Below are 11215 nucleotides of genomic sequence, written 5' to 3'. Positions count from 1 at the left end.
CGTGCTCGCTTCATCTGTCCGCCCTTCGAAGGGCCGGACTCTAACTCCGGGTGGAGGAAAAACTCAGTGGCAGGTCAGGGTGTGCCAAGAGCCCCGAGAGCATTTCCCCGTCCTACGTTAGCGAGGTGACCTACCAGAATTGGTCCTGCCGGCAGCTGGGCGAGGAGAGCCAGAGGCTGTCAGCAGCGCTGGCCACGGCATCGGCCCAACAGGAAAAGGCAAGGACCAACGACATTGTGGGCGTCGTCCTCATCGGACTCCCCGTCTCCTCGATGTCTGGCGACAACATCGCCCCTGAGATCGGCCGCTTGAAGGGAGAGCAGGAGGCGGTTCGTAAGGCAACGATCACCAAGAACTGCCCTGGAGCATAGGTTGAAGGCGGAGGTCCTAGAGTTGAACGAGGACAAGAGCAAACAGGCCGCCAATCAGCAGAATTCGCTTTTCTCGGAGGCACGCCTTCGCCCCGCAGCGGATATGTTGACGCCCTCGGAAGTGGAAGCCCTGCGCAATTGGGCCAAGGAGAGCAGTACCTATCTCAGGAGCCTGCTAGAGGCGCGGGAGCAACAAAGCTCCACTCCTGGTCCACCGAGCAAATAACCTGGCGAGCCGAACCGCGTTCGCCGCGATGGCTGCTTGGTGCTTTCGAATCCGTCATTTACCTACCATGATCGCGGCACGACCGTCAGCGTCTCCGCGTTGGCGACCTTCCATCCTATCAGTTGGTCGTTGTGCATGTTCAAGTAGAGCCGTTGACCGACGTAGTCCGGTCCTGCGACGCTGACCCAGCGGTCTACGGCGTAGACAGTGCCGCTGGGTCCGGCCTCAACAGCTTTCATGTTCTGCCCAAACAAGCTCCGCAGGGACGCCGTGCTCATGCCAATGGACAGGGACGCGGTTGGGAACTCGTCGTAGTAGAGACCGTACTTGTTGAAGTCCGCCATGGCCCAAGTCGAGCCCTGCGGCGACTGGCAGCCGGCGCACACCAACCCAGCCATCAAGACCTGATACTTCTTCATTCCGCCCCCAAAGAAGTTCTGTTGCACCTCTACACGGACCGAAAAAGCCGCGTAATCAGCCCCCAGATAGCGAAGATTGCGACGAAGAAAAGATTACCAATTCTGAACCTCAGGAACCAACCCAAGGCCAAAATGACAGCCCCGAGGCCGTATGAAAAAAAGGCGCGATTTCTCCATCCTATGCCGAGCGCCGCCGCTAGATCCTCGAACGGATGATATGTGTCGAATAGCCCCCACCATACAAAAGCAACGACCAGCCCGAGCCCAACGAGCCTCGCGATTTTCGCGAACAACGCGACGTTCTCGGGATCAACGCCCGGTATGTCGTAGTGAAGACCCAAGCGAGCTTCACGATCAGAGGCGGTCCGTATGGACTGGTTGAATGGCTCTTTGCTTTCCTGCGACATGACCCACCCAAGCTCTTCCGAACGCGCTGGCCTTCCGCGCGGCTCGCGGAGTTGAGGCTAGCCAAGAGAGAGAGAGAGAACGGCAAGCGTAAGCTGAGCGTATACTGCCGAGCATTTCACGCCCTTCACTGCTAGGCGCCCAAGGAAAGATCATCCCAGCGTCCCCTGACCAGCAGTGCGCGACGTGAATTGTCGATCATGAAATTTCTCCTTCCTGGTGAGCCTGCTTGGCGTGAAGCGGCCGCCGTTCAAGCCTTGGCCCAATAATTCCATCGTGAGTAGGTTGGGAGGGAAGAGGGCCAATATCTGCCTAATCAGGCTTGCTTTACGGCAACTCGCATTCCGAGATCGATCAAACGCGCCTGTAACAGTGACGCGGTGACTGGATGCTCTATCCGTACGAGCTTCGACGAGTCGCCAAGATACTGACCTTCAGGGTAGAAGGTGACTGCTTCCAGTTCAGGTTCCCAGAAGTCCTCCAGAAGTTCCTCCCGCAGGATATGCGCCCCTAGGTCAAGCTTCGACAACAGTTGGTAGGCCTGCGCCTCTGGACACAGTTCGCCGCGCCAGACGTGCTCCCACTCCCGTGCCCGCATCGTATCATCGACTTGCTCGGCTTCGACTTCAGCTGCCTCGGCGAACACCTCGTCCGGTTCCGTCGAGGCCATCCTCCTGTACCCGGTCAGGTAGTCACGCCACGTCGGCGGGTCGGGATGCGTCATCAGGTCCGGGCCGACTGTGATCCAGCCGCGTTCGCGAAGGTGGACGAAAATTTCGATCTCGGCTTGCTGCGGCTGTGGAAGGAGGAGCCGGCCGGTTTGGGCAAATGCTGCTCGAGCTTCGGCAATGAAGGCCGTGGTGAGAAGCACGCCGGTCCCGACCAGCAATCTACGGCGTGAAAGGTCGGTCATGACATTCCTTCCTGGCCTCGCGCGCAGCGGTTGCTGTTTGCGCTCCTCCAGCAGCGGCTTCGAGATGGGACTTCACGACGGAACGGAGCCGCTTCCAGGGAATTGGCCGGTGGAGACGTACCCTCCGAGTTGGCGCTGCTTATCCCGTCTGGGCTCGGAAGGGGCAGGCGAGATCGCCCACCCCTTCTCTCTGCGGCATCGCGAACAGATCCGAACAGCGACGCCATTCAGTTCAGAGTAACTGTCGAGGATGTGCCAAACTTATACGTCTTGTCGCCAGTTTGGATTATTTCCTGACATGCCTCTTTTCCGCTACGGAGTTTCGCGAATTGATTGCAGAAAAGATTTCCCTTCACCCACCATTTACCCTTGTCCTCCGAGAACCCAGGAAAATTTCCTGTTATGCTTTCAGTATCTGCCGTGAAGGAAAAATTTCCGCTAGTCTTTCCATCTGTACTGGACCATGTCCCCGCCTTTCCCGTAAAGGCTGCTTTGATTTGGGGCCCAGTCAACTTCTTGTCGGCTGCGTGTGCTATGCTGGCAGCAACGAGCGCTGCAAAGATGATGAAGGTCCTCATCATGCATCCCCCAGTAAGGTTGCAACGTCCAAATCCTACCGAAATCATTGAGGTTGCATAGACCAAATTCATCGGCTCGATTTTGTGTTTTTGACCCGAAAGAGGGGGTCCTACCGCAGGGAGTTGCCGCGCCGCGTTCGCCGAGACCCTTTCAGGGGCGAGGCCGAAACATTCCGACCTTCTCTCCGGCGGTCAACATGACTCCTTTGTTCACGTTTTATTCCATCTATGGTGACCCGCCGCCCACGCATCTTTTCCGATCAGCACGCCAATGGCCTCCTGCAGGCTATCGAGGACTGCCGTCGTGAGCCGTTGTGGCACTGAGCAAAGCCCGATCCAGGCTGAGGACACCCAATCAGTACTGCGGCTTCTGGCGGCTTTGGACGGGGTCGCTGAGGCTGGGATTTGTCTGCCATTCCGGGTGCAGTCCGTACACCAAGCTCCGAAATGCGGTGGCGAGTCCGTGGTTCTGCCACTTGCCCAAGTAGACCCAATAGGAGACCTCGAGCCAATCGGGACATATTTTCCTGCAAAATCAATCCGATGCTTGGGTTCTACGGTTGGAAACTAAGCTTCTTGCAATCATACCCGAGATCGCTGAGCTTCAGGTCGGCGCAATTCCTTCCGAAACGCAACTCGTCAACGTAGTAAACAAGGTTTGGGAGCCCCTGACCGTTTCCATTACTCGCACCATCAACCGGGTTACCGGAGGCACTCATGACAGTGTTATAGAGCCCAATCTTGAGATACGGGCTGCTTTTCCCATTTGGGTCAGCAGTTATGCCCGAGAAATAGTGGACGAGCTTCCCGTCAAGCCAAATCCTCACGTACCCATCGCTCGTGCGGCTGTGGCGAAACTGAACCAAAAAATCGTTCCACCGATCCGAAATCTCGGCGACAGATTTCAAAAATTTCCTCTGGAAGTTCAGTTCGTACTCAAAGGCAATCCCGCGATCTTTCCAGAATCTCAGCCGCCAAGCATCTACGGGAGCGCCTTTGATCTGAAAGAATGTCGTTCCGACCCGATCCTTCGCTCCAAATTGTTTCGGAAAGTACGCACTAAAAGAATACCAATATTCTACATTGAATGCATCCTTCGTTCCAGCGATTTCGTGGCGATTTCGCCCCTTCTTGCAATCGTTCCACTCTTGATCAAATCCACAATATCCCTCGCGTGTTTCAAACCGTAAGCCGTACTGGCCCAGCCGAACGGGATAACCCTGCTCTTTACTAACTCTCATCACGCCCCAACTTTGAAATCCATATAGCAATGAGAAGTGGTATTCCTTCCCAGATCCAAGATCAGGTCCGAGTGTGGTAGAGCCGTCCTTCTGATAGAGCGGTAGAGGGTCATCCGGTGCTGCAATGGCGGCATGACCCGCCGTCATTATGATTGCTGTGACTGTGCCAACTCCGAGTATCGCTCTCATGATGATCTCCTGCGATATCGGCTATCGGATACGCGTATCCGAGTTTTAGCAAGGTGAACCGCCCCGGGTTTGCCGGAGGCTCCAACTCCTGAGAGGGTGGAGCCATCATGAGTAAGACGACGAACAAGTTTTCGCCTGAGGTGCGGACCCGCGCTGTGCGGCTAGTCCTCGATCACGAGCACGAGCACACATCCTGCTGGGCATCGATCGTATCGGTTGCCGAGAGGATTGGCTGCACGGCCCAGACGCTGAACGAGTGGATCAGGAAGGCCGAGGTCGACTCCGGCGAGCGAGCGGGCGTCCCGACCGACACAGCCGCGCAGGTGCGTTGCTCGCGAACGGGGTGACGTTCAGCTACATCGGCGGAAACACGATTGTTCAGGGTGACACGGACGGGAACATTGCAAAAACAGAGTTTCGCCTAGAAGTAAGTGGCCTACACGCGCTAGCCGGCAGTGATTTTCTGGCTGCAGTAGACTAATCGACGGGGGAGCTCCCGGCTTCATCAAGCACGGGAGCGTCTCTCTTGACCTCTTTGTCTCCGAATGCCCTTTTCAACTAGGTATTTTACCTGTCTCCGACTTGGTGGAAGGCAGCGGATAGAGTGGTCCTCCCTCCTCTCTAATCGAAACCTGTTCGGATATCTTTCAGGTTCTTTTGGCACGCGCGAAGGAGAGCGCGTGTCGCGATAGCCTCCTTCGTGTAGCGCCCGTGCCGATAGGCGCCATTGCGGGGACCACTCGGCGCTCCGCCGCCGGCGCCATGGTTGCGGCAGATTCGCCAGCCCCTAACGGCCGGGGCCGCGCAGCGCAAGCCGGTCCGCTTCGACCTAGCCGTGCAGCGCGGACAGTCTCGAAGAGCTGCGGGCTTGGTCATGGGGTTGGCTTCCCTTTTCGCGACATCCTCTCCCCGCCCCCGTGGGTCACGTTACCAACAATGGCTTGTCCGCCGTCAGAGACAGTGACGTGCTGGTGCTGCACGGTGACCGTCTGCGAACCCGTCGAGCGGTACTGCTTCAACGCCGTCATCTGGGCGGCGTAGGTTCTGGCGAGCTTGTTCAGTGAGTTCGAGTTCGCCTGCAGCTGGTCGAGGTTGCTGACGTGGCTCAGCCGCCGGGTCGCGGTCATAACGGCCGAATGAATGACGGCCATCTGCGCAGCCAGAAGCGTCTCCACTTCGTCGCGCGGCTGCACGCCAGCAACGAACGCCAGGACGAAGTTCAGCTGCGTTTCATCGATGACGCCATTGCGGCCTGTCGCACTGATCACGCCGTCCATCACCCCTCTGAAGAGTTCGTACGTCGGCGTGCCGAGGGCGTTCATCAACAACAACGTGCCGACGGACTCGTCGGGGTGGTCGATCGACGTGCGGTTCACGCCGTCCTTGAACGTGTTCGTGACGTGCGGCGCATACGCCTTCTTGCTCCGTCGCTCCTTGAGATCCGCGAGAACCGCCGTTTCGCTCGCTGTGGGCTCGTAGGGCTTTGCGAGAGCTCCGGACGGCTTCCGAGCTTGACGACTGCGGACCGCGAGATGTCGCTTCGCGGATGTGGGTGCACACTTCGCTTTCATGGCTGATCCGTGGTCCTTGGCTGCCGGTAGGGCTGGCCCGTGCACTCCGGAGAGGGCTGAGGATGGGTGCGGCGGTAGACGAGGCCACCTGACAGCCTCGCCGCAGTCGACGTGAGGGCCACGACCCGCTCGCCCTTGAGCAGCCACAGCAGGCCCGTGGCGTCATGCCTGACGAGCGGCTTGGTCTCGTGCAACCCGAACAGGTTCTGGGGCGTCCAGCCGAGCGCTGCGGCCTGATGTCCCCAGGCGTCGAGGAAGTGGCCGCCGTCGTCGACGAACATCTGCCAGCGCGGGATTGGCACTCCGTCCGGGCAAGCCTGCATCAAGGCAGCAAACCGCGCGGCGTAGATGGGAGGGATGTTGCCGTCGACTTCGACGATGGCGGCTCTCTCATCGAGGTCTGCCGCGTCGAGGCGCACCCGGTCTCCCATTCGGCAAGAGGGAGGGTGTGTGCCAATAGTGCCATTAGTGCCATTACGGCCCCTATCGGCGCTAACGGCACTATTGGCACTGGGGGTTGGGGTCGGCCGAGCGGCCTCCCTGCCTATCGCATCGAGCGCGAGTTGCAGCCATGGGGAGGTCATCAGACGCCCTCCTCATGGACGGCGGGGTTCACCCGATAGTCCTTCGACTGCCGGCCGTGCGTGCCACCCGTGCGGGTCGGGTCGGGCATGATTGCGCCTGCCTCTGTCAGCACCTCGCAGGCCTGATCCATGGCCCTGGCATCACGGACAGCACCGCCGATGCGACGTCGCGCCTCCCGGGCGTTGAAGCGGTCGACCTTCGTTGCGACGATCCACTTCGCCACGGCGATCGCGCAGACCTCCTCTGGGGGCACGGACGCCTCGCGGAACACGCGCCTTGCCTGCGGACAATAGTATCCGTCAACCAAGCCGATCCCAGCCAGCATGGCGAGATCGGAGATTTCCTGCGGTTCAGTTCCGCCCCGTTCGGCCCACCACAGAAACTCCATGACCAGCGCGAGGCGGATAGCATGCGCGGCCGCCTTGCCAAGGGCGCCGGCGAGAGGCCCGGAAGCCTCATTCGCCGCGCGCTTCATGGCGCCGCCGAATGCCTCAAGGTGATGGAGAGCAGCCGCCGACAGGGGGACGAACGCCGGGTTCAGTTTTGCGAACTGGTCGGGAAACAAGGACAGATCAGCGAGACGCTGGAGAGCCAACCGCTGCGCAGTCCCATCGATCGTCTCCTGGCGAACCGTGAAGGCGTCCACGGCATCGGGCCAGGCGAAGAGGAACCGCGCCGCGAAACCGTCATCAGCCGCGCCATTGATGGCGGTCAACCGATCCGGCTGGATGCCTCCCAAGACAGAGACCGAAAGTCTGTCGATGAAGATCGGCTCCGGCCTGGATTGTCGGTCGACGCGGAAGGATCGCCCGCCGAAGGCCTCCAGCCACATGGCCCGCTCAGCACCTGATGCCCCATTGTACCGCCCGAAGCTCTCCACCCATCCCGCGATCTCGTCCCGGTTGACCAGGACGCCCTTCGGATTGTCGCGCAGGATGGTCGCCAACTTCTCGACCGTGACGTCAGACATCAGCATGCGGGGCAACGCCAACGGTTCAGGCTCGATGGCATCCACCGGACGCTCGGGCGGGGTATCCCCGGCCTTGGCTGCCGCGCGCAGGGCGCCCTGCCACGACTCAAGTGCTGCGCGAGCGCGTTGAATGGCTTCCTCGCGCTCCTGCACGCGGGGCCTCGCAGCTTCGATGGCGACCGCCTCGATCTCCTTCACGATACGCAACACGGGATCGAGTGCAGGGCTCTTGCCGGCGCTCGGACCTCCGACGAGCGCGGCCCACAGCACTGTCGGCTCCGACCACTCGGGCGCCACGCAAGCCCATCTGGCATTTCCGATCAGGCTGGCAGCCGTGGCCAGAAGTCCTGTGGCCACGTAGTCGACGGCGGTCGAGCGGGCGATGGCGTGCTCAGTGCACCAGGTGCCCCACCCTGGCCCGAGCAGCTGGACGGGAAACTCCGGCGCCGGTGAGCGACCCGTTCCCAGCATGGAGCGATCAAGCGGCCGGAAGTCGCCCTCTGTGCCACTAGTGCCATTAGTGCCGAAAGATGCTGAAGGCGGGGGTTCCGGCAGTGAACGGGAGTCGCCCACGTTCGACAGTCGCGGCGGCGGGCTTGAGAACGGGCGCTGCATAGGCGTCCCGTCGCGCTCAGCGTAACGAATAGCCATGTCTATGCCGCCTCCTGGCGGGGGCGAATGACGATGATGTCGGGCGAAGGAAGCGTCAGGACCGTTTCGAGGTGCCGGGCGAAGGTGACGTCGCCGTCCACGACGAACGGCCCCGCGCCCCAGAGATGTTCTCGGGCCAAGGCGGGATCAACCACGGCCACGCCCCGCCGGTCAGCTTGGAGCCAGCCGAGAGGATCGGCGTGAACGAGCAGACCGCCGTGCTCATCAAGCCGAGGTCCGTAGGCATCGCCGACGCAACAACGGCGACCCAGCCACGTCCCCAACACACCGGCACGCGGTGACCACGCGATGAGGTCATCCGGCACACCATCCTGGTCGTGGGCCACGACGATCAGCGCGGCAGTCGTCGGCGCCTCCGCGCGCAACTCGTCGGCGAACACGAAGCGAGCGCCGGCGAGATGGTGGACGTCAGCCCGAACCAACACCTCAGGCCGGTGCAGCGCTTGTGCGGGAACGCCGCGTTCCAGCAGGTACTTGATGTGGATGTCAGCCAGTCCAGGGAGCGCCCGGTATCGATCCAAGACTTCTTGCGCGATGCTCTGAGCGTTTACCCCGCGCCGGCGTTCCTCGAAGGCGGACGACGAGATCGTCATCATGCCAGCCTCCGTCCAATGCCGGCGAGTTCGGCAATGAGACGCGCGAGAACAGGCCGCAGTCCGTACCGCCGCGCCAGGTAGTCTGGCGCCGGGTCTTCAAACTGAACAGTGTGTGAGTTAATTTCGGGGCTGCGTCGCACCGCGCAAACGCATGATCCCGAGCCCGGAGCGGTGGCGACCGTCTCCGGGCTCAACTCCTTCGATGCCATAATTAGCGGACGCCCTTCTCAAGAAGGGCACGCAGGCTGTCGACAAATATTAGTCTACGCGTGCCGACCTGCGTGGAGCGGAGTTCGCCGCTCCTGATCAGTTCGTAGATCTTCGTGTTCCCAAGGCCGGAGAGTTCGCGGGCTCGATGAACGGTTGCCGTAATGGGTGCGCCTTTGGCGTTTTCCATAGTCGTCTGTCTCCCACCGTAAGTTGACGGTTGACGACGAAGGCTGATGAAAACCCACGACTGCCTCAAGCTTCATCGGTCGAATTTTCTTCAGGACCGCCCGGTCTCGGAACCTTTCTTTTTGGCTCCGCCCGGTTCCAAAACCTTCTGCACCCAGCCGTAGACGGTCGAGGGCTTGGGTAGCGGTCTGTCTTTGCCTTGCGCACGGAGTTCATCGTGAGCTGAGGCAAGGGCGTCTTTCATTTCCGCAGAAGTGGCAATGGCGTTGGCCGTCCATTTTCGGTTGCGAGTATGTATCCGGCGCGCACATTCCTGAACGGTAGTTCGAAATGCAGCGTTTTTCTCTCGCTTTGCGCGGTTTCCGACGATTGAAAGGTTCCGTTCACTTTGCCTGATCTGACGATTTAACTCCTCGACCCAAGCAACTTTCCGTCGCGGGTCATGTTCGCCGAGCCAAAATGTGGTAACGATTAAATACGAAATACTCGCCGCCAGTGAAGCCATTTCTTTCCGATCAAGCGCTGCTGACCGGATGATTCTAGAGATATTTGCCCAGTGGATCTCTAGCTGCGAAACTAGGAGACGACTGGCTTGGTCATCGAGAGGTCCACACGAAGTGACCCGCTGCACGCTGCTAAGAACAATGGCTTTTGCATCGGCCAGCGCTTCTTCGATCTCAGACTTTTCGTCCATGCGCTACCTCAGGGCGGCCCACGTCGGAGGCGATTTAGCGTCGCACTCGGTCCCGGCGGATGGCAACGACATTCGCAGCGCAGTCCACGCTGCAGTGGTCGGACCAAGCTGCCATCAGCTTTCTCCTCTTCTCCAAAGCATCACCCCGGCGATACGCGGCTTCGACCTTGTCCTTTAGCGTGTGCGCCAGCGCCGCCTCGGCTAAGTCCCGCGGGAACGAGGTCTCCTCGCCGCACCAATCGCGGAAGGCGGAACGGAAGCCATGCACGGTGCAATCGACATCTAGTCGGCGGAGGACCATTTCCAGCGCCATGCTTGAAAGGCCTCGGCCCGGCTTCTGGCCGGGAAACACGAAGGCGCCGGGACCGTCGTCCTCCCGCAGCTTGGCCGCGTCCTCCAGGATCGCAAGGGCACGGTCGCTCAGCGGTACACGGTGCTCCCTACCCGCCTTCATCCGCTTCGCCGGGACCGTCCAGACCTTCGCCGCGAGGTCGATCTCGCTCCACCGCGCGCCGAGCACTTCGCCGGAGCGCGCCGCCGTCAGGATCGTGAATTCCAGCGCCAGAGCACTCAGCCCGCGCGTGCCGCGAAGCCGGGCGACGAAGGCCGGAACTTCGGCGTAGGGCATCGCAGCATGGTGGCCGCGCGTGAGCCGCGCGCGCTTTGGCAGGAGCCTGTCGAGGTGATTGCGCCACTGGGCCGGATTGGCGCCCGCGCGGTGGCCCTTGGCGGTAGCGGCGCCAAGCACCGCCTCGATGCGCCCCCGCAGTCGCGAGGCCGTCTCCGGTGCGGCCTGCCAGAGAGGCTTTAGGACCGCGAGCACATCCGCCGTGTCGATCGCATCCACCGGCTTCGCCCGGAGGGCCGTAAGCGCCTTGACGTGCTCGGCGTGAGCCTTCGCCTCGGTGCGGACCTTGCTGGCCGTGTAGGGCTCGGCGCCGAGCGTCACGCGCCACTGGGCGCGGTGCTTCGGGTTCCTCCATGCCGGCTCCATGCTGGCGATGAGGGCATCGGCCTCCTCGCCGAAACTGGGGACCGCCTTGGGGACCGCCGGGGCGGCGTTCGGCTCGGCGCCGTTGGCGAGAGCCTTGCGGGCCGTGTCAGCCTTCACCCGCGCATCGGCGAGCGTCACGTCGCGGGCCGAGCCGAGACCGAACTCGCGCGGCTTGCCGCCCTTGGCGTACCGGAGAACCCATTTCCGGGAGCCGGTCTCCGAGACGATGAGATAGAGGCCGCCGCCGTCGGAGTGCTTGCCTGCCTTGGCCGTCGCGACCGCCTTGGCCGAGAGCCTGTTGATCCCCTTCGCCATCGCCGTCACTCCTCTGGTCCCCAACTTGGTCCCCAAACTGGAACCCGATTGATGACGCACGATAGCGAATGGCGGCGGAT

At 61.2% G+C, this 11215-nt stretch carries 13 protein-coding genes and 1 pseudogene; 2 read left to right on the top strand and 12 right to left on the bottom strand.

What is annotated here, in order from left to right; all coding sequences use genetic code 11:
* The first annotated feature begins 125 nt into the window (after nucleotides 1-125).
* A complete protein-coding gene (locus ACX9GQ_RS13720) occupies nucleotides 126-371 on the top strand; it encodes a hypothetical protein (RefSeq protein ID WP_459630117.1) in 246 nt (81 codons plus the stop codon).
* A 288-nt stretch (nucleotides 372-659) separates the two neighbouring features.
* On the opposite strand, the gene ACX9GQ_RS13715 is transcribed toward ACX9GQ_RS13720, so the two are convergent.
* From ACX9GQ_RS13715 to ACX9GQ_RS13695, 5 genes are all read right to left on the bottom strand, one after another.
* Nucleotides 660-1016 (bottom strand): hypothetical protein, encoded by a 357-nt coding sequence (locus ACX9GQ_RS13715; protein WP_459630116.1) that lies wholly within the window; start codon nucleotides 1014-1016, stop codon nucleotides 660-662.
* A 29-nt stretch (nucleotides 1017-1045) separates the two neighbouring features.
* Nucleotides 1046-1423, bottom strand: a complete 378-nt coding sequence (locus tag ACX9GQ_RS13710; RefSeq protein ID WP_459630115.1) for a hypothetical protein — start codon at nucleotides 1421-1423, stop codon at nucleotides 1046-1048.
* Nucleotides 1424-1737: 314 nt separating this feature from the next.
* The gene (locus ACX9GQ_RS13705) at nucleotides 1738-2334 is read right to left on the bottom strand and encodes a hypothetical protein (RefSeq protein ID WP_459630114.1); all 597 of its coding nucleotides are present in this window, start codon (nucleotides 2332-2334) and stop codon (nucleotides 1738-1740) included.
* Nucleotides 2335-2561: 227 nt separating this feature from the next.
* Nucleotides 2562-2912, bottom strand: coding sequence for a hypothetical protein (locus ACX9GQ_RS13700; protein ID WP_459630113.1), 351 nt, complete (start codon nucleotides 2910-2912; stop codon nucleotides 2562-2564).
* A gap of 554 nt (nucleotides 2913-3466) precedes the next feature.
* A complete protein-coding gene (locus ACX9GQ_RS13695) occupies nucleotides 3467-4342 on the bottom strand; it encodes a heparin lyase I family protein (RefSeq protein ID WP_459630112.1) in 876 nt (291 codons plus the stop codon).
* Between the two features lie 107 nt (nucleotides 4343-4449).
* Between ACX9GQ_RS13695 and ACX9GQ_RS13690 the strand changes: the two are divergent.
* Nucleotides 4450-4671, top strand: a pseudogene (locus ACX9GQ_RS13690) (transposase); the annotation flags it as partial.
* Nucleotides 4672-5214: 543 nt separating this feature from the next.
* Here ACX9GQ_RS13690 and ACX9GQ_RS13685 read toward each other — a convergent pair.
* The 7 genes from ACX9GQ_RS13685 to ACX9GQ_RS13655 all read right to left on the bottom strand — a co-directional run bounded on the left by ACX9GQ_RS13685 (nucleotide 5215) and on the right by ACX9GQ_RS13655 (nucleotide 11135).
* Entirely contained in the window at nucleotides 5215-5913 is a 699-nt protein-coding gene (locus ACX9GQ_RS13685) for a hypothetical protein (protein WP_459630111.1), read from the bottom strand.
* On the bottom strand, nucleotides 5910-6332 hold the full coding sequence (locus ACX9GQ_RS13680; protein ID WP_459630110.1) for a hypothetical protein: 423 nt from the start codon (nucleotides 6330-6332) through the stop codon (nucleotides 5910-5912). Before ACX9GQ_RS13680 ends, ACX9GQ_RS13685 begins: the two co-directional genes overlap by 4 nt.
* A gap of 164 nt (nucleotides 6333-6496) precedes the next feature.
* Nucleotides 6497-7939: a DUF3987 domain-containing protein gene (locus tag ACX9GQ_RS13675; RefSeq protein WP_459630109.1), complete on the bottom strand. Its 1443-nt coding sequence runs from the start codon at nucleotides 7937-7939 to the stop codon at nucleotides 6497-6499.
* Between the two features lie 182 nt (nucleotides 7940-8121).
* Nucleotides 8122-8736: a hypothetical protein gene (locus ACX9GQ_RS13670; RefSeq protein WP_459630108.1), complete on the bottom strand. Its 615-nt coding sequence runs from the start codon at nucleotides 8734-8736 to the stop codon at nucleotides 8122-8124.
* Nucleotides 8737-8947: 211 nt separating this feature from the next.
* Nucleotides 8948-9133, bottom strand: coding sequence for an excisionase family DNA-binding protein (locus tag ACX9GQ_RS13665; protein ID WP_459630107.1), 186 nt, complete (start codon nucleotides 9131-9133; stop codon nucleotides 8948-8950).
* Nucleotides 9134-9223: 90 nt separating this feature from the next.
* The gene (locus tag ACX9GQ_RS13660; protein ID WP_459630106.1) at nucleotides 9224-9826 is read right to left on the bottom strand and encodes a hypothetical protein; all 603 of its coding nucleotides are present in this window, start codon (nucleotides 9824-9826) and stop codon (nucleotides 9224-9226) included.
* Nucleotides 9827-9860: 34 nt separating this feature from the next.
* Entirely contained in the window at nucleotides 9861-11135 is a 1275-nt protein-coding gene (locus ACX9GQ_RS13655; protein WP_459630105.1) for a tyrosine-type recombinase/integrase, read from the bottom strand.
* Nucleotides 11136-11215: the final 80 nt, after the last annotated feature.

The sequence above is a fragment of the Alsobacter sp. R-9 genome (genome assembly GCF_054612375.1).
The sequence above is the reverse complement of the archived record's forward strand: the minus strand, read 5'-3'. Positions and strand labels throughout refer to the sequence as shown.